This window comes from Sphingomonas sp. SphC10 (assembly GCF_057004845.1).
This window is the reverse complement of the sequence record NZ_CM168044.1, coordinates 2,947,773-2,964,143: the sequence shown is the minus strand read 5'-3', so window position 1 is coordinate 2,964,143 and position 16,371 is coordinate 2,947,773. Positions and strand designations below refer to the sequence as shown.

Here is a 16,371-nt window from a genome sequence, read left to right as displayed (position 1 = left end):
GCCGTAAAAAAATTGAAAAAAGTGCTTGCCGGATTCGAAACCCACGTCTAATAGCCCGCCTCACCCCAGCCGGTCAGCCGGTTCGGAACGCCAGAGCGGGCGTAGCTCAGGGGTAGAGCACAACCTTGCCAAGGTTGGGGTCGAGGGTTCGAATCCCTTCGCCCGCTCCAGCGATCTCTCGGATGAGATCGCCTTCGTCGCATAGCGACGGTTTTCATATGACATAACGATAAACGACGGCATGGATTGTTAACATCGCTGGTTACGTCAAAAGATTTTCACGTTCTTCTCTGGATGCTGCCGATAATGGCGCAATCGTGATTCCATCGTTCCCACATGGATTTCGAGCTTGTGGCCGTCGGGATCGAGGAAATAGGTCGAACGCCCTTCGCTTCGGTCCTCTTTCCAAATGGCATACTCCGCCACCAATCGTGTGCTGAGCGCGGTGTAATCCTCTTCCGATACGCTGAAGGCGATATGACTATAATCGGCGTGTGGCCTACGGCGTGCCTCGTCATCGCGAGACAGGCATAACCATAACGATCCCGCCTCCAGATACGCGCCATCCGCCCAGATCGCACGGACCGTGCAGCCCAGGACATCCCGGTAAAATGCCACGGACCTTTCCAGATCGACGACGGCGAGCGTGACGTGGTTCAATCCGGTGATGCCTGCGGCCATGCTCTCGCGCCTTGTCTGCGTAGCCACCATCGGAGGAGTCGCGACGCCGATCAAGTCATGGTCCGTGGATGCCCATCATCGACGCCACGCGCTATCTGATCCCCATGCCGATTCGCCCCGCCACCTCCGCCCACGCCAATGCCATCGCCGCGATCATCCTGCCGGTGATCCGTGCGGGGGAGACCTATGCGCTCGATCCCGCGATAACCGAAGAGGCGGCGCTCGCTTACTGGTTCGGCGGCGACAAGACGGTCTTCGTGTTCGAAGAGGACGGCGCCATCCTCGGCACCTATTATCTGCGCGCCAATCAGGCGGGCGGCGGGGATCATGTCGCCAATGCGGGCTATATGACCGGCCCCGCCGCGCGCGGGCGCGGGGTGGCGCGGGCGATGGCGTTGCATTCCTTCGACGAAGCCCGCGCACGGGGCTTTGCCGCGATGCAGTTCAACTTCGTGGTCGCCAGCAATGAGGCCGCCGTGCATCTGTGGACGGCGCTGGGCTTCGCCACGGTCGGAAGGGTGCCGGAGGCGTTCCGGCACCCGCGCCTGGGCCCGGTGGATGCACTGGTCATGCACCGGGCGCTATAGCATCACCCTTCGCGCGCGACCTGGAAGCCCGCAAAGGACTGGCTGACCGGCATCAGCTCCAGCCGGTTGATGTTCAGATGCGGCGGCAGTTCGGCGACCCAGAGCAAAGTGGCGGCGATATCCTGCGCCGTCATCGGATCGGAGCCCGCATAGAGCGCGTCCGACGCCGCCTGGTCGCCGCCGGTGCGGATGGTGGTGAACTCGGTCTCGACCATGCCCGGCTCGATCGAGGTGACGCGCACCCCCTTGCCGTGCAGGTCCGCGCGCAGGTTCAGCGAGAATTGCTTCACGAACGCCTTGGTGCCGCCATAGACGTTGCCGCCGGTATAGGGATAGTTCGCCGCCACCGAGGACAGGTTGATGATCGCCCCGCGCCGTTCGATCAGCCGGGGCAGCAGCCGATGGGTGATGGTGATGAGCCCGTCGATATTGGTCGCGATCATCGTGCGCCACTGGGCCAGATCGCTGTCCTGGGCGGGCTTGGTGCCGAGCGCGAGGCCCGCATTGTTGATGAGCAGGTCGATCTCGGCGAATTCCGGCGGCAGGCCGCCCAGCGCGGCGTCGAGCGCCTCCTCGTCGGTGATGTCGAAGGCCAGCGGATGAAAGGCCGCGCCCAGCTCGTCGGCCAGCGCCTGGAGCCGGTCGGCGCGGCGGCCCGTGCCGATCACCCGCCATCCGGCCGCGACAAAGGCACGCGCGGTGCCCGCACCGATTCCGGCGGTCGCCCCCGTCACCAGAACTGTCTTCGTCATCCGTCCAACTCCCTCTCAAGCGGTTTGCCTGCTGGTATCCGGCGGGGCCGGGCACCTGCTGGTATCCGGCGGGGCCGGACATGGCAAAGCGTACGCGGTGCACAAGGCGGCAAGACCGGCCTCTGTTCCCGCTCCTTATCCAAGCACTAGAAATACCGGGCTTTTCCCGGATGGCCGGGATATCTGGATGGCGGCATGATCGGCCTCGGGAGAAGACGGGCATGGACTATCGACCAGGCCAGCCGCGACGAATCGCCAGTGACCGCTCGCGCGGCCCCTTCCCCCGTGCACAGGGCGGACAGTGTGATTTCCGGCCCGCGCTGACCGGCGCAGCGACCGAGGCGGATGGCGCCATGACGGTTCGCGCCATCTATCCTTGCCCGGAAGACGAGGCGGTGGACGGCTGGGTCCGGGTCCGTTGGTAGCGCCACGGTTGCGGGGGCCGGATCGCCCTCCCACATAAGCGGGGCGGCCGCCTTGGGGTCGCATCAGCCAGGACTCCCCATGCCCCGCCGCCTTCGTATCGATTTCGTCTCCGACATTTCCTGCCCCTGGTGCATTATCGGGCTGCGCGGGCTGGAGATCGCGCTGGAGCGAATGGGCGATACGGTCGAGGCGGACATCCATTTCCAGCCCTTCGAGCTGAACCCCGCCATGGCGCCCGAGGGCGAGAATATCGTCGAGCATATCGGCCGCAAATATGGCGCGACGCCCGAACAGTCCGCCGCCAACCGTGCCAATATCCGCGAGCGGGCGGCCTCGGTCGGCTTCACCATGGCGATGGCCGACGATGCGCGCATCTATAACAGCTTCGACGCGCACCGGCTGCTCCACTGGGCGAAGATGGAGGGGCGGCAGGCGGCGCTGAAGCATGCGCTGTTCGACAGCTATTTCACGCGCGGCGAGGATATCTCGAACCATGACGTGCTGATCGCCGCCGTGAGCCGCACCGGGCTGGACACCGACGAGGCCCGCGCGATCCTGTCGTCTGACCGCTACGCGACCGAGGTGCGCGAGGCGGAGCGGTTGTGGCAGGGACGCGGCATCCAGTCGGTGCCCGCCATCGTGATCGACAACCGCTATCTCATCTCGGGCGGACAGCCGCCCGAATCCTTCGAGCAGGCGCTGCGCCAAATCGCCGCCGAACCTGCTGCTGCCTGATTTTACGGAAAGGACAGACCCCATGGCCGACACCCGTTATGCCAAGACCGAGGAAGCGCTCGCGAAGCTGACGCCCGAACAATATTATGTGACCCAAGAGAGCGGCACCGAGCGCCCCGGCACCGGCGAATATCTCCACACCCGCGAGCCGGGTCTGTATGTCGACATCGTCTCGGGCGAGCCGCTGTTCGCCTCGGCCGACAAATTCGATTCGCATTGCGGCTGGCCCAGCTTCACCCGGCCGATCGAGCCTGCCCATGTCAACGAACTGCGCGACACTACGCACGGCATGGTCCGTACCGAGGTCCGCTCTGCGCATGGTGACAGCCATCTGGGCCATGTCTTCCCCGACGGCCCGCGCGATCGCGGCGGCCTGCGCTATTGCATCAACTCCGCCTCGCTGCGCTTCGTGCCGCTGGGGGATATGGAGGCGCAGGGATATGGCGATTATGTCGATCAGGTCCGCGCCGCCGAGCAGGGCTAATTTTCCTCCCCTGCAAGGGGAGGGGTGTCACCGCTGGCGAGGTTCGCCCACCTCACCGACCGGGACACCCCTCCGTCGGTCCTACGGACTGCCACCTCTCCTTTCAGGGGAGGAATCCGCATTGACGTCTACGGCACCTTTTGCCCGTCCGATCGTTTGGCCTCCGCAACGATAAGGTTCGGGAAACAGGGGCAATGTTGGCGACGATGATCTGGGGTTGGGCTGCGCTGTTGACGGCGGCACCGCTGGCGCCCCAGCAGACCACCGATCCCGTCCCCACCGCCGCCCGCATCACCCCCGATGCCGCAGCGGGCGATACGCAGCGCACGCCCACCCGCCGCCGCCCGGTCCGCCCCTCCGACAGCGCGCCCTCGGCGATCACCGCCGACACGCGCCGCACGCCGCCGCCGGGGATCATCGGCGACTGGCACGAGATCCGCACCCGCCTGAACGAGCGCGGCATTACCGTCACCGCGCGTTACGCCTCGGAAAGCGCCGCCAACGTCACCGGCGGGCGCAAGACGCTGTTCCGCGAGACGGGCCAGTTCGACGCGGGCGCGCTGTTCGATCTGGAAAAAGTGATGGGGCTGAAGGGCGGGGCGTTCCAGGCCACCCTCACCTATCGCCGGGGCCGTAACCTGAGCGACGATGCGAATCTCGGCACGCTGCAACAGGTGCAGGAGGTCTATGGACGCGGCCAGACGCTGCGCCTGACGCAATTCTGGTATGAACAGCGGATCGGCGAGCGGTTCGAGCTGAAGCTGGGCCGCACCAATCCGGGCGAGGATTTCGCGATCTTCTCGTGCCACTTCATGAACTTGAGTTTCTGCGGCGCGCAACCGGGCAATCTGGTCGGCGACTATTGGCAGAACTGGCCGGTCAGCCAATGGGGCGCGCGGCTGCGCTACGAACCGCGCGACGACCTGTATGTCCAGGGCGCGGTCTATGAGATCAATCCGCGCAACCTCGACAATGATTTCTTCATCGGCCACTTCAAGGGCGCGACCGGCGTGCTGGTCCCTGCCGAAATCGGCTGGATCCGCAATGCCAGTGCCGGGCGGATCGGGTCGTACAAGCTAGGTGGCTGGATCGCGACGGCCGATGCGCCGGACGTGTTCCTCGACGTGAACCGCAGACCCGTGGCGATCACCGGCCTGGCCCCGCTGGAACGCAGCAGCCGCTACGGCGTGTACGTCAACATCCAGCAGCAGCTGACCGGCAAGACCAAGGACGGCAAGGCGGAAAACGGCCTCAGCGTCTTCCTGAACGCCACCCAGGCCGACCGCGCGACCAGCATCACCGACAACCAGGTTGCGGCCGGGCTGTTCTACAAGGGGCTGGTCCCCGCCGTGCCGGGCGACGTGCTGGGCTTCGGCGTGGCGCGGACCCATGTGAACGGGCGCGTCGCGGACGGACAGCGGCTCGATCCCACCCGACCCGCCGTACAGGGCTCCGAATATGCCGCCGAAGTCTATTACAGCATCCATCCGGCGGAGTGGCTGGAGATGCGGCCCAACCTCCAGTTCGTCCACCATCCCGGCGGCTATGCGCAGGCGGATGACGTCACCATATTGGGGCTGAAGGCCGCCTTCACCCTGTAACGCCCCTGATTCACGACCCGTTCAATAGGCGGCGCGCAAGGACAGGCGTGCCCAAAGGAGTGATTTGATGATCCGTTCGATGATGGCGTCCGCCCTGCTGGCGCCGACCGCCATGGCGATGGTCGCCGCCCCCGTGCCCGCCTTGGCGCAGGCCAATGGCGATCTGGCGGCGGTGCAGCGTCACCTGCAATCGGTGCAGACGATGACCGCCGACTTCACCCAGACCGACCGCGCGGGCAAGGTGCTGACCGGCACGCTGACCATGAAGAAGCCGGGCAAGATTCGGTTTCAATATGAAAAGGGCGTGCCCCTGTTGATCGTCGCCGATGGCGGCGCGCTGACCTTCATCGATTATTCGGTCAAGCAGGTGCAGCGCTGGCCGATCAAGAATTCGCCGCTGGGCGTGCTGCTCGACCCCAGCCGTGACATCGGTCGTTATGCCAAGGTCGTACCCAGCGCCGACCCGCGCCTGCTCTCGGTCGAGGCGAACGATCCCAAGCATCCCGAATATGGCAAGATCACCCTGGTCTTCGCCCGCGATGCCGCCGCGCCGGGCGGGCTGATGATGCAGGGCTGGGTCGCGCTCGACAGCCAGAACAACCGCACGACGATTCGCCTGTCCAACCAGCGTTTCGGCGTGCCGGTGGACGACAAGGCGTTCCGATTCAACGATCCCCGGAGAACGGCGGCGCGTAACTGAACGCTGGCGGACCGTTTCATTCATCCGGGCGACAGGTTCGCTGCCCTATCAAGGCGTTGCGGTTGAGGGGCCTTCGAGATTCCCCCCTGTTGCTCGGACGAGCACCCTCATCCCGCCTGCGTGACGAACGCTAGGTCGGCCCTCGCTCCATGCCCCCGGAGCGGGGGCCTTTCCGTTTCTGGACTCCCATCATTCCTCCCCTGCAAGGGGAGGTGGCGCGCATCGCGCGTCGGAGGGGTGTCCCGCTCTCGATAGGGGCGACACCCCTCCGTCAGGGCTGCGCCCTGCCACCTCCCCTTGCAGGGGAGGAATGCGGGGCAGGTAATCTTGTCTCACCCCCCTGCCCCCGCTACATCGCATCCCGTGAAAATCGCCTCCTGGAACATCAATTCGGTGCGTTTCCGCGCCGCGATCGTCGAGCAATTCCTGAAGGAAGCCGCGCCCGATGTGCTGTGTCTTCAGGAGACGAAAGTCGTCGATGACGACTTTCCGTTCGAGCTGTTCCGCTCGCTCGGCTATGATCACATCATCATCCATGGTCAGCGGATGCACCACGGCGTCGCGATCGTCGCGCGTGTGCCCATCGCCGAGGACGACCGGCTCGACTGGCAGGCCAATGCCGAGGCGCGGCATGTCGGCATCCGCCTGCCGAACGGCGTGCGGCTGGAGAATGTCTATATCCCGGCGGGCGGCGACGTGCCCGATCGCGAGGTGAATCCGAAATTCGGCCAGAAGCTCGATTTCCTCGGCCGCATGATCGAATGGTCGGGCCAGCTCGACTGTCCGACGATCCTGACCGGCGACTTCAATATCGCCCCGCTCGAATCGGACGTGTGGAGCCATAGGCAGCTGCTCGACGTGGTCAGCCATACCCCCATCGAGGTGGAGACGCTGGCGAGGTTGCAGGCGTCGAATGACTGGATCGATCTGGGCCGCCACTTCATCCCCGCGCCGCAGCGGCTCTATACCTGGTGGAGCTACCGCGCGAAGGACTGGGCGGCGTCGGATCGCGGGCGGCGGCTCGACCATATGTGGGCGACGCGCGACGTGGCCGACAAGGCGGTGTCGCATCAGGTGTTCGAGCCGTGCCGCAGCTGGCTGAAGCCCTCCGACCATATCCCGATCATGACGGAATTCGATTTTTGAGCGCCGATCCCAAAGCGGCGGCCCGCGCGATCGACGCGCTGCGCCGGGGCTGGCCGATCGCGATTGCGGGCCAGCCGCTGCTGGCGGTCGAGACGGCCGATCCGTTGCGCCTCGCTGCCTTCGATCCGGAGGGCCAGGCGCCCGTCCTGATCTCGGCGGGGCGCGCCGCGACGTTGAAGCTGACCAACCAGTTGGAGGCCGCCGATCCCGACGCCGCCGTGCTGGTCGAGCGCGCGCCCTGGGTCGACTTCGCCGCCGCGACCGCCCTGGCCGATCCGCAATTCGATCTGGCGACCCCGCTGAAAGGCCCGTTCCGCGCCCTCCCTTTGCCCGACCCGGCGGTCGCGGCGGCGGCGATCCGGTTCGCGCGGATCGCCGGGATGCTGCCCGCCTTCTTCCTCGGCGGTACCGGTGTCGAGGCGGAGATTTCACTGGCCGACATCGCCGCGCATGAAAATGCCGAGGCGCTCGCCATCGCCACCCGCGCCCGCTTGCCCGTGGCGGGAGCAGAGGATGCCGAGATCGTCGCGTTCCGCTCGCCCCATGCCGCGGGCGAACATGTCGCGCTGCTGATCGGCCAGCCCAACGGCCAGCCGCCCTTGGTGCGGCTGCACAGCGAATGCCTGACCGGCGATGTGCTGGGCAGCCTGAAATGCGATTGCGGGCCGCAGCTTCATGCCGCGATCCATGCCATTGCGACATCGGGCTGGGGCATATTGCTCTATCTGCGGCAGGAGGGGCGCGGGATCGGCCTGGTCAACAAATTGCGCGCCTATCAGCTTCAGGATCAGGGCTTCGACACGGTCGACGCCAACACCCGGCTGGGCTTCGCGATCGACGCGCGCGACTTCGGCGTGGCGGCGCGGATGCTGACCCTGATGGGGCAGGACAAGGTGCGGCTGTTGACGAACAATCCGGCCAAGGTTGCGGGACTGGGTGCCGCAGGGGTGCAGGTGATCGAGCGGGTCGCGCACAGACTGCCGCCCAATCCGCATAACGAACGCTATCTCGCGACTAAGCGCGATCGGACGGGACACCAGCTTTAAGGAGCGCGTCGCGCTCTTTCAGAAGAATGGTTCGCGCGGAGACGCGGAGGCGCGGAGATGAATCGCTCGGGGCTGGGCTGAGCCCCTCTCTCACCTCGGTTGCGATAGGAGGGCTGCTGTCGCGGCGAGCCAGACACCTCCGCGTTCTCCGCGCCTCCGCGCGAACATCATCTTGCCTTCCAGGCGTTACCCCCGCCGCGCGATCCCTTGGGCGATGATCGTCGCCTCCGCCTCGGCCAGCACCGATCCGGCATTGCCCGGCGCCATTACCGCGCGTTCGGCCGCGCGGATGCGCGCCATCGCGCGGGCCAGCATGGCGGGAGTCCAGCGGCGCAGCGCACGCGCGGTCTTCGCTTCGTCGCGGAAGAAGACGCGGTGGCGCTTCATCACCGCGTCGACCGGCTCGCCCGCATCGACATCGGCCCGCATCTCGGCCAGCGCGACCAGCCGCCGGGCCAGCGCACGTAGCCAGGGGATGGGCGAGGCTCCGCCCTCGTCGAGCAGCGCCAGTTCCCCGCCCAGATCGCCCACGCGGCCCTCGACCACCGCCTCGACCGCGTCGCCCATCTCGACCTCGCCCAGATCGGCGCCGATCGCATCCATCGCGGCGTGATCGACCTCGCGCGGGCGATCGGGCGCGGCGTCGAGGTAAAGCGCCAGCTTCTCCAACTCGCGCATCATCACCGACCGGTCGGCGGCGGCCGCCTCGACCAGTCGCGTCGGCACGCCCGCCGCCAGCCGCAGCCCCATCTCGCCGCCGATCGTGGTCGCCAGCCGCTCGGCGTCCGCAGCGGTGGGCGCATAACAGCCGAACGCCATCGCGCGCGGCGAATCGAGCGCCAGTTTCACGATCTTGGCGGTCGTCTTGACCGTGGGGGCGATGGCGACGACCGGATTGCCCGCCGACTCGGCCTCCAGCAACGCGGTAAACGCCGCCAGCCCCTCCTCGCCGACGCTGGCGATACGGATATGGCGCGGGCCGCCGAACAACGACATGGCCGCCGCTTCGTCGGTCAGGCGGGCGGGATCGCTTTTCAGCGTGGCCGAATCCAGGTCGATCCGCTCGGCATCCTGCCCCATCGCCTTGGCGAGGATTCGCGCCAGTTCGCTCGCTCCCGCCTCGTCGGGGCCATGGAGTAGATAGAGGCGGATATCGGCGGAGGGACGCCCCAGCGCCTGTCGGATCTGGTTGGCGTTAGCCTTCACGACCAACGGGCCTTCATTGGCGGGCGGGCACCATCGCCTCGCCGGGCCGCGACCGGGCATAGGTGGCCAGCCGCGCGACGATTTCGTCCGCAACGATCACCGACAGCCGCTCCAGCGCGGTGTTTTCCGCCGCGATGGTCGCATATTCGGAGCGGACCACATCGATCCCGGCATCCGATCCGGCGGTGGAATCGACCAGGACCGCGTTGCTCGTCTGGTCGACCAGCTGATAGCGCGCGCGCAGGATACGCCGTTCGCGCACCACTGAGTCGTCGCGCCGCACGCCAAGCCCGCGAATCTGGTCGTCCAGCTTCACGTCCAGCCGGTAACGCGCCGTCCCCGTCTTGCCGCCCAGCCGGTCGTTCAGCGCATTGGCCATCAGCCAGCCCGCCTTCCCCTGAATCGGCGCGACCTCGATCTGCGACAGGGCATTCGCGACCGGACCGGAACCGCCACCCGCATAAAGCGGATGCAGCCCACAGCCCGACAGACCCAGCGTCAGCGCCAGACCGGCAACGATCAGGGGAAGCGTGCGGTTCATGCGACGATGTTCACCAGACGGTCGGGCACCACGATCACCTTTTTCGGGGTCGCGCCATCCAGCGCGCGGACGATCTTCTCGGACGCCAGCGCGGTCGCCTCCAACTGATCCTTGGGCAGCCCCTTGGCGACGGTCAGCGTGTCGCGCAGCTTGCCGTTGACCTGCACCGCGACGGTGACTTCGTCCTCGACCAGCAGGCTTTCGTCGACCGCCGGCCAGGCGGCGTCGGCGATCAGGCCCTCCTGGCCCATGCCCGCCCAGGCTTCCTCGGCCATGTGCGGGACCATCGGCGCGACCAGCAACATGGTGGTGCGGATCGCGTCGTTGCGGGCGGCCGAAGGCTTGGCCTTTTCGATGGCGTTGACCAGCTCGTACAGCTTGGCGACCGCCTTGTTGAAGGCCAGCGCCTCGATATCCGCCGCGACGCCCGCGATGGTCTGGTGCAGCTTGCGGGAAAGCGCCTTGTCCTCACCCTCGGCCGCTTCCGAGCCGTCGAACAGACGCCACAGGCGCTGGACGAAACGCCACGACCCCTCGATGCCCGATTCCGACCAAGGCAGGTCGCGCTCGGGCGGGCTGTCGGACAGCATGAACCAGCGCACCGCGTCCGCGCCGTACTGATCCACGATGGGCTCGGGATCGACGGTGTTCTTCTTGGACTTGGACATCTTCTCGACGCGGCCGACCGTGATCGGCTGGCCGGTCGCGATCTCGATGCCGTCGCGAATCTCGCCGGGTGCGAGCCAGCGGCCGTCCGAGGATTTATAGCTCTCGTGCGTGACCATGCCTTGGGTAAACAGGCCCGCAAAAGGCTCCGCCACGTCGATCAGGCCGATATGCTTGAGCGCCCGCGTCCAGAAGCGGGCGTAGAGCAGGTGCAGGATCGCATGCTCGACGCCGCCGATATATTGCCCGACCGGCAGCCACTGCTTCACCACCTCGGGGTCGAACGGGCGATCCTTGGGCTGGCTGGCGAAGCGGATGAAATACCAGGACGAATCGACAAAGGTGTCGAGCGTGTCGGTTTCGCGCCGGGCGGGCTTGCCGCAGGTCGGGCAGTCGACATGCTTCCACGTCGCATGGCGATCGAGCGGATTGCCGGGGACGTCGAAAGTTACATCCTCGGGCAGCGTCACCGGCAACTGGTCCTTCGGCACCGGCACCGCGCCGCAGTCATCGCAATGGATGATCGGGATCGGCGTGCCCCAGTAACGCTGGCGGCTGACGCCCCAGTCGCGCAGACGGTACACGGTCTGGCCCTGGCCCCAGCCTTCGCCCTCGGCACGGGCGATGACGGCGGCCTTGGCGGCCTCGACATCCATGCCATCGAGCGGACCGGAGTTCACCAGACGCCCGATACCGGTGAAGGCGGTGTCGCCCTCGAACACCGGCGCGGTGACATCGCCATCGGCGACGACGCGCGTGACGCTCAGGCCGTACTTCCGCGCGAAATCCAGGTCGCGCTGGTCATGCGCGGGCACGCCCATGACGGCGCCCGTGCCGTAATCCATCAGCACGAAGTTCGCGATATAGACGGGCAAGGTGATGCCGTCGTCCATCGGATGCTGCATCCGATAGCCGGTGTCGAAGCCCAGCTTTTCCTGGGTTTCCAGCTCGGCTGCCGTCGTGCCGCCCGCTTTGCAACGCTCGATGAAGGCGGCTGCCTCCGCGTTCGTCTCGGCCAGTTCGCGCGCGATCGGGTGATCCGCGGCGATCGCGACGAAGCTCGCCCCGAAGATGGTGTCGGGACGGGTCGAATAGACCTCGATCGGCGTCGCGAAGGGCGCCACGGGAGCGAAGCGGAACTGGAGCCCCTTGCTGCGGCCAATCCAGTTCTCCTGCATCAGCTTCACCTTGTCGGGCCAATGCTCGAGCGTCGTCAGACCCTCCAGCAGCTCGTCGGCGAAGTCGGTGATCTTCAGGAACCACTGGTTCAGCTTGCGCTTCTCGACCAGCGCGCCCGAGCGCCAGCCGCGCCCGTCGATTACCTGTTCATTGGCCAGCACGGTCATGTCGACCGGGTCCCAATTGACCGCCGATTCCTTGCGATAGACCAGGCCGCCTGCGTACAGGTCGAGGAACAGCGCCTGCTCATGCCCGTAATAATCCGGCTCGCAGGTCGCGATCTCACGCGTCCAGTCGAGCGCGAAGCCCAGCCGCTTCAGCTGCGCCTTCATCGTCGCGATATTGTCGCGGGTCCAGCCGCCCGGATGGACGCCCTTTTCCATCGCGGCATTCTCGGCAGGCATGCCGAACGCGTCCCAGCCCATCGGGTGGAGCACCTCATGCCCGATCATCCGGCGATAGCGCGCCAGCACGTCGCCCATCGTATAGTTGCGGACATGCCCCATGTGGATGCGCCCCGACGGATAGGGAAACATCTCAAGGACATAGGACCGGGGCTTGGGGCTGTGATCGTCGGCGGCGAAGGTGCGCCGTTCTTCCCAGATCCGCTGCCAGGTCGAATCCGATTTCAGGGCATTGTAACGCGAGGCCATTCGGGTCGTCTTTTACTTTGTGATCGAGGCGCGGCGCAGGTCGCGCGCCTTGGTGAGGATGATGTCTTCCAGCTTCTGGATGGTGGCCGCCTGCACCGGCGCCTCCACCCACTGGCCGCCGCGATTGACTTCGCGCAGGGCGGTCACGCGTAGCGCATCGGCGCGCAGATCCTGGTCGAGGATGGTGACGGTGACCTTCATCCGCTCGGTCGGGACCTGCGGATTCACGTACCAGTCGGTGACGATGACGCCGCCGTTGGAGTCGGTCTCGGCCAGCGGCATGAAGCTCAGCGTGTCGAGGCTGGCGCGCCACAGATAGGAATTGACGCCGATCGTGGTGATCTTCGACGCGGCCAGATCGCCCTGCGGGCGCTCCTTCTTGCCGGCACAGGCGCCGAGCGACAAAGCGGCGATTACCGCGAACGCGGTGGCGGAACGGCGAAGCATCGGCATTATCCTGACTGCGATGAAGGACGGGAATATGGGTTGCCTATAGCCTCTACAGGGGTGCCGACACCCCGGCAAGCGCCGGGACGCCATGGACGATACGACCGATTCTGTGGAAGTTGCGCAACACTCGGACAAGATTCGCGATAATGGGCGTAACAATGGGATCGCTCACGCCCGATTCCATGTTAGGAGCAATCTTGCAAAAGGGTCTTATAAAAGGGGTGGACCGTGTCGTTCGGGCGTATCGTGATCGGAATCGCAATCGGGGCGCTTGCCGCCACGACCGCGATGGTCGCGCCCGCCATCGGTGCGGTCGACCAGAATAAGCACCCGGTCAAGCCACGGGGATTCAGCCTGCTCGGCCGTGGCGGTTTTACCCCGTCCGCCGCAGACCCCCGGCTCGCCGCCATCTTCGCCAAGAGTGGACTCGATGCGGGTGACCTGCGCTTCACCCCGGCGGAGAGCCAGCGCGGCGTCAACCGCCCCGTGACCGTCGCGGTGCGCGCGCAGAGTAGCCGCACCAACGAGGAACGCGTTGCCGCCAACACCGCGCCGACCGTCGGCTTGGCCCCGATCTCCTATAATCTGGGCGTGTCGGTCGGCTGGAAGCGTGTCGCGCTGTCGGGCGATATCGCGCGTGTCGATCTGGCCGGTCTGCCGGGCAGCCGCGAGAGCGCCGATGTGGCGGTCAGCTATACCGCGAGTCGCTTCACTGGCCGCGTAAAGGCCTCGACCGACCGCCCGATCGACGGCGCACCGAAGATGATCGACATGCCGTCCAGCTATTCGCTCGACATGGGTGGCTCCTATTCGCTGACCCGCAATCTCGATGTAACGGCGGGTGTCCGCTATCGCTCGGATCGTGAGCGTCTGGCTCGGATCGACGACGATCGCCGGAACAGCCAGGCAGTCTATCTGGGAACGGCCTTCCGCTTCTAACTCCTGCTGTTCACCGCGGACCCGGCATGGATTTCCCGTCAGTCTGATTTGACGTCGATCACGGTTACCCCCGCTGGCTCTTGCCCCTTCAAGCGTCGGGTAGGCGCGACGCTGGGATTGGTCGGATAGCTTTTCCCATCGAAACGCAAGCGCACGCGATAGCCGGGCAGGATGCCGCCGCCGCTGACCAGCACGCTCAGATCATGCCAACCCTTCGTACCACTGTTCAGAACGCGGATGGGCGGACGCGTGATGCTGATATTGGATATAGCGTGATAGCCGGTCGGCGTCAGTGTCAGGATCGTCAGATCGCACCCACCCGAGCCACATAAGCTGACGTCCTGGCCATCCTCGCGTCCCTGCCAAGCATAGACCAACGCCTCGGGTCGGCCGTCGCCGTTCAGATCACGGAGCGCATAATCATACCGGGTGAGTTTCTGGTCGCGGACATAGGCGGCCAGCCCAGCAGGAATTGGCGTCGGCTCGGCTAAGGCGGCCAGAATCAGCAAAACCATCATGACGCTCCTCCTTGCTCGACCATCATCGCGTGTCTGCACGACCCTTTGATGACGAGCACATGGGATGGGACGAACTCCAGGCATCGATCGCGGCCCAGCCCTGAAACACCCCGCGCAACCGGCGGAAGCGCTGCGCATTCATCCCGCCCAATGCGATTCGCGGCAGACCGAGCCCGCGTCCGATCCACATGGCTCTTGCCAAGCCCAATGCCGGAGCACCCGGATGCGAGCGCGTGGGAAAGACTGGCGAGACGAACAAAAGGTCGGCCCCGGCCTTCCATCCCGCCACCGCTTCCGCCCGGTCATGCGCAGGCCAGCTTCGCAGCCCCCTGCCCCGTCTTGCCTTATGTACCCCATCGCCGGGCAAACCCCCTCCCGCGATCAGCAGAACCAGCCCCCGCGCTTTGGCGATTCGCCGGACCCGGCGGTGAATCGCACGCCGCTCGGCCGGGGGCGTCGCGTGGTGACGGAACACCACCCCCGATCGGGGCGGCAGCCTGCGCAGCGCGGCCCAAAGCCCCTCCCCCAGCCGCTCGTCGGTCATCAGCCATGTCACGGGGTATCGGTCGGCCATCGGGGGCATTATAGCGCCGGGCATGACCGACGACAGCGTTTCCCGCCTTGCCACCGTCTCCGCCCAGCTTCAGCACGCCGCGAAGCTTGGACAGCACGCGACCCCGACCCTGATCGCGGTGTCGAAGACGCATGATGCCGACACGATCCGCCCGCTGCTGGAGGCCGGACACCGCGTCTTCGGCGAAAACCGGGTGCAGGAGGCGGCTACCAAATGGCCCGACCTGCGCGCGGCCTATCCGGGCGTCGAACTCCATCTGATTGGCCAACTTCAATCGAACAAGGCGGCCGACGCGGTTGCGTTGTTCGATGTGATCCACACCGTCGACCGTCCCTCGCTGATCGCCGCGCTGGCCGAGGCGATGGACAAGAGCGGAAAGCGGCCCGACTGTTTCCTTCAGGTCAATATCGGCGACGAGGACCAGAAGGGCGGCTGTGCCATCGCCGAGGCCCCTGCGATGCTGGAGGCGGCCCGCAGCGCTGGCCTACCCATCATCGGCCTGATGGCGATCCCGCCGCACGGGCTGGACGCCGCCCCCTATTTCGCCTTGCTCGCCAAAATGGCGCGCGAACTGGGGCTGGCGAAGCTCAGCATGGGCATGTCCGAGGATTATGAGGTCGCCGTGATGCTGGGTGCCAGCCATGTCCGCATCGGCAGCGCCTTGTTCGGAGCCCGCGCATGAGCCGCTTTGCCGCCCTTTTGTTCGATTTCGACGGTGTCCTGATCGACAGCGAATATGAAGGCAATCGCCACCTCGCCGAATGGCTGACCGCCAACGGCCACCCGCATTCTCCGCAGGAAGCGATGCACCATTATATGGGGCTGGCGGGCAAGGACTTCATCGCGACGATCGAGGGGCGTATCGGCCACACCCTGCCTGAGAGTTTCTACGAAGCACGCCGGGCCGAGGATGTTCGCGCCATGGCAGAGGGCGTGGCGGCGATCGGTGGCGCGGTGGCGTTCGTGAAGTCGCTTCCCGCCGATTTTCCCAAGGCAATCGTCTCATCCAGCCCGACCGTCTGGATCGACCAGCATTTGCGCCATATCGGCCTGCGCGACCTGTTCGGCGAGCATATCTATAGCGGTCGCGAGCATGTCACGCGCGGCAAGCCCGCCCCCGACCTCTATCTCCATGCAGCCGAGCAGCTGGGCGTCCGGATCGAGGATTGCGCGATCCTGGAGGACTCCCCCGTCGGCGCGACTGGTGCGGTGGCGAGCGGCGGGCATGTCATCGGCATGTGCATGGGCACGCATTGCGCCATCGGCCATGACCAGAGACTGCGCGACATCGGCGTCGCTGCGATCGCGCAGGATTATGAAGACGTCCGCCGCGAATTGGGGTTCTGAGGCCGATAGTCCTCAAACCTACCTCCGTTCAGCCGGAGCGAAGTCGAAGGCCACGGGAATAAACCTTGTCGCATAGCACCGCATGTGCGCTTCGACTTCGCTCAGCGTGAACGGAAGGGGGGATAAAGCCCCCCTCAAAA

Annotated in this window: 19 protein-coding genes and 1 tRNA gene; 12 read left to right on the top strand and 8 right to left on the bottom strand. The window is 66.0% G+C overall.

Annotation, left to right across the window (positions count from 1 at the left end; all coding sequences use genetic code 11):
- Nucleotides 1-95: 95 nt before the first annotated feature.
- Nucleotides 96-170, top strand: a tRNA-Gly gene (locus tag ACWKSV_RS13595).
- Between the two features lie 97 nt (nucleotides 171-267).
- On the opposite strand, the gene ACWKSV_RS13590 is transcribed toward ACWKSV_RS13595, so the two are convergent.
- On the bottom strand, nucleotides 268-681 hold the full coding sequence (locus ACWKSV_RS13590; protein WP_076717790.1) for a VOC family protein: 414 nt from the start codon (nucleotides 679-681) through the stop codon (nucleotides 268-270).
- 104 nt (nucleotides 682-785) lie between these two features.
- Between ACWKSV_RS13590 and ACWKSV_RS13585 the strand changes: the two genes are divergently transcribed.
- A complete protein-coding gene (locus tag ACWKSV_RS13585) occupies nucleotides 786-1,268 on the top strand; it encodes a GNAT family N-acetyltransferase (protein WP_076717788.1) in 483 nt (160 codons plus the stop codon).
- Between the two features lie 2 nt (nucleotides 1,269-1,270).
- Here the strand turns inward: ACWKSV_RS13585 and ACWKSV_RS13580 are convergent, their stop codons facing one another.
- Nucleotides 1,271-2,020 (bottom strand): SDR family NAD(P)-dependent oxidoreductase, encoded by a 750-nt coding sequence (locus tag ACWKSV_RS13580; protein WP_076714360.1) that lies wholly within the window; start codon nucleotides 2,018-2,020, stop codon nucleotides 1,271-1,273.
- Nucleotides 2,021-2,241: 221 nt separating this feature from the next.
- On the opposite strand from ACWKSV_RS13580, the gene ACWKSV_RS13575 reads away from it, so the two are divergent.
- The 7 genes from ACWKSV_RS13575 (at nucleotide 2,242) to ribA (ending at nucleotide 8,158) form a co-directional block, all read left to right on the top strand.
- The gene (locus ACWKSV_RS13575) at nucleotides 2,242-2,445 is read left to right on the top strand and encodes a hypothetical protein (RefSeq protein WP_056438767.1); all 204 of its coding nucleotides are present in this window, start codon (nucleotides 2,242-2,244) and stop codon (nucleotides 2,443-2,445) included.
- Between the two features lie 79 nt (nucleotides 2,446-2,524).
- Nucleotides 2,525-3,181, top strand: coding sequence for a DsbA family oxidoreductase (locus tag ACWKSV_RS13570; RefSeq protein WP_076714358.1), 657 nt, complete (start codon nucleotides 2,525-2,527; stop codon nucleotides 3,179-3,181).
- Between the two features lie 22 nt (nucleotides 3,182-3,203).
- Nucleotides 3,204-3,665: a peptide-methionine (R)-S-oxide reductase MsrB gene (gene msrB, locus ACWKSV_RS13565; protein WP_056438774.1), complete on the top strand. Its 462-nt coding sequence runs from the start codon at nucleotides 3,204-3,206 to the stop codon at nucleotides 3,663-3,665.
- Nucleotides 3,666-3,859: 194 nt separating this feature from the next.
- Nucleotides 3,860-5,266 carry a carbohydrate porin gene (locus ACWKSV_RS13560; RefSeq protein WP_076714356.1) on the top strand — a complete coding sequence of 469 codons (1,407 nt, stop codon included), beginning with the start codon at nucleotides 3,860-3,862 and terminating at the stop codon, nucleotides 5,264-5,266.
- A gap of 67 nt (nucleotides 5,267-5,333) precedes the next feature.
- Nucleotides 5,334-5,966 (top strand): LolA family protein, encoded by a 633-nt coding sequence (locus ACWKSV_RS13555; RefSeq protein ID WP_443026374.1) that lies wholly within the window; start codon nucleotides 5,334-5,336, stop codon nucleotides 5,964-5,966.
- 363 nt (nucleotides 5,967-6,329) lie between these two features.
- Entirely contained in the window at nucleotides 6,330-7,112 is a 783-nt protein-coding gene (locus ACWKSV_RS13550; protein ID WP_076714354.1) for an exodeoxyribonuclease III, read from the top strand.
- A complete protein-coding gene (gene ribA / locus ACWKSV_RS13545) occupies nucleotides 7,109-8,158 on the top strand; it encodes a GTP cyclohydrolase II (protein ID WP_076714352.1) in 1,050 nt (349 codons plus the stop codon). Before ACWKSV_RS13550 ends, ribA begins: the two co-directional genes overlap by 4 nt.
- 186 nt (nucleotides 8,159-8,344) lie before the next feature.
- Here the strand turns inward: ribA and holA are convergent, their stop codons facing one another.
- Genes holA through ACWKSV_RS13525 form a run of 4 tightly spaced genes read right to left on the bottom strand, consistent with a single transcriptional unit; the run spans nucleotide 8,345 to nucleotide 12,850 of the window.
- Nucleotides 8,345-9,364, bottom strand: a complete 1,020-nt coding sequence (holA, locus tag ACWKSV_RS13540) for a DNA polymerase III subunit delta (RefSeq protein WP_076717785.1) — start codon at nucleotides 9,362-9,364, stop codon at nucleotides 8,345-8,347.
- Between the two features lie 13 nt (nucleotides 9,365-9,377).
- Nucleotides 9,378-9,905, bottom strand: coding sequence for an LPS assembly lipoprotein LptE (lptE, locus tag ACWKSV_RS13535; RefSeq protein WP_076714350.1), 528 nt, complete (start codon nucleotides 9,903-9,905; stop codon nucleotides 9,378-9,380).
- On the bottom strand, nucleotides 9,902-12,403 hold the full coding sequence (leuS, locus tag ACWKSV_RS13530; RefSeq protein WP_076714348.1) for a leucine--tRNA ligase: 2,502 nt from the start codon (nucleotides 12,401-12,403) through the stop codon (nucleotides 9,902-9,904). Before leuS ends, lptE begins: the two co-directional genes overlap by 4 nt.
- A gap of 12 nt (nucleotides 12,404-12,415) precedes the next feature.
- Nucleotides 12,416-12,850, bottom strand: coding sequence for a DUF3576 domain-containing protein (locus ACWKSV_RS13525; protein ID WP_056439008.1), 435 nt, complete (start codon nucleotides 12,848-12,850; stop codon nucleotides 12,416-12,418).
- 231 nt (nucleotides 12,851-13,081) lie between these two features.
- Here ACWKSV_RS13525 and ACWKSV_RS13520 point away from each other — a divergent pair, with 231 nt between their 5' ends.
- Nucleotides 13,082-13,792 (top strand): hypothetical protein, encoded by a 711-nt coding sequence (locus ACWKSV_RS13520; RefSeq protein WP_172839608.1) that lies wholly within the window; start codon nucleotides 13,082-13,084, stop codon nucleotides 13,790-13,792.
- Between the two features lie 38 nt (nucleotides 13,793-13,830).
- On the opposite strand, the gene ACWKSV_RS13515 is transcribed toward ACWKSV_RS13520, so the two are convergent.
- Both ACWKSV_RS13515 and ACWKSV_RS13510 read right to left on the bottom strand, forming a co-directional pair.
- Nucleotides 13,831-14,310, bottom strand: coding sequence for a COG3650 family protein (locus tag ACWKSV_RS13515; protein ID WP_076714346.1), 480 nt, complete (start codon nucleotides 14,308-14,310; stop codon nucleotides 13,831-13,833).
- Nucleotides 14,311-14,332: 22 nt separating this feature from the next.
- Nucleotides 14,333-14,854, bottom strand: coding sequence for a thiamine phosphate synthase (locus ACWKSV_RS13510; protein ID WP_156884342.1), 522 nt, complete (start codon nucleotides 14,852-14,854; stop codon nucleotides 14,333-14,335).
- Nucleotides 14,855-14,906: 52 nt separating this feature from the next.
- Between ACWKSV_RS13510 and ACWKSV_RS13505 the strand changes: the two genes are divergently transcribed.
- A complete protein-coding gene (locus tag ACWKSV_RS13505) occupies nucleotides 14,907-15,566 on the top strand; it encodes a YggS family pyridoxal phosphate-dependent enzyme (protein WP_076714344.1) in 660 nt (219 codons plus the stop codon).
- The gene (locus ACWKSV_RS13500) at nucleotides 15,563-16,231 is read left to right on the top strand and encodes an HAD family hydrolase (protein ID WP_056438800.1); all 669 of its coding nucleotides are present in this window, start codon (nucleotides 15,563-15,565) and stop codon (nucleotides 16,229-16,231) included. The genes ACWKSV_RS13505 and ACWKSV_RS13500 overlap by 4 nt, the downstream gene beginning before the upstream one ends.
- Nucleotides 16,232-16,371: the final 140 nt, after the last annotated feature.

Coding starts and splice junctions, on each gene's coding strand:
- lptE (WP_076714350.1), bottom strand. CDS start 9,905: ATGAACCGCACGCTTCCCCTGATCGTTGCCGGTCTGGCGCTGACGCTG.
- ACWKSV_RS13560 (WP_076714356.1), top strand. CDS start 3,860: ATGTTGGCGACGATGATCTGGGGTTGGGCTGCGCTGTTGACGGCGGCA.
- ACWKSV_RS13500 (WP_056438800.1), top strand. CDS start 15,563: ATGAGCCGCTTTGCCGCCCTTTTGTTCGATTTCGACGGTGTCCTGATC.
- ACWKSV_RS13580 (WP_076714360.1), bottom strand. CDS start 2,020: ATGACGAAGACAGTTCTGGTGACGGGGGCGACCGCCGGAATCGGTGCG.
- ACWKSV_RS13515 (WP_076714346.1), bottom strand. CDS start 14,310: ATGATGGTTTTGCTGATTCTGGCCGCCTTAGCCGAGCCGACGCCAATT.
- ACWKSV_RS13575 (WP_056438767.1), top strand. CDS start 2,242: ATGGACTATCGACCAGGCCAGCCGCGACGAATCGCCAGTGACCGCTCG.
- ACWKSV_RS13555 (WP_443026374.1), top strand. CDS start 5,334: ATGATCCGTTCGATGATGGCGTCCGCCCTGCTGGCGCCGACCGCCATG.
- ACWKSV_RS13525 (WP_056439008.1), bottom strand. CDS start 12,850: ATGCTTCGCCGTTCCGCCACCGCGTTCGCGGTAATCGCCGCTTTGTCG.
- ACWKSV_RS13585 (WP_076717788.1), top strand. CDS start 786: ATGCCGATTCGCCCCGCCACCTCCGCCCACGCCAATGCCATCGCCGCG.
- leuS (WP_076714348.1), bottom strand. CDS start 12,403: ATGGCCTCGCGTTACAATGCCCTGAAATCGGATTCGACCTGGCAGCGG.
- msrB (WP_056438774.1), top strand. CDS start 3,204: ATGGCCGACACCCGTTATGCCAAGACCGAGGAAGCGCTCGCGAAGCTG.
- ACWKSV_RS13570 (WP_076714358.1), top strand. CDS start 2,525: ATGCCCCGCCGCCTTCGTATCGATTTCGTCTCCGACATTTCCTGCCCC.
- ACWKSV_RS13590 (WP_076717790.1), bottom strand. CDS start 681: ATGGCCGCAGGCATCACCGGATTGAACCACGTCACGCTCGCCGTCGTC.
- ACWKSV_RS13505 (WP_076714344.1), top strand. CDS start 14,907: ATGACCGACGACAGCGTTTCCCGCCTTGCCACCGTCTCCGCCCAGCTT.
- ACWKSV_RS13510 (WP_156884342.1), bottom strand. CDS start 14,854: ATGACCGACGAGCGGCTGGGGGAGGGGCTTTGGGCCGCGCTGCGCAGG.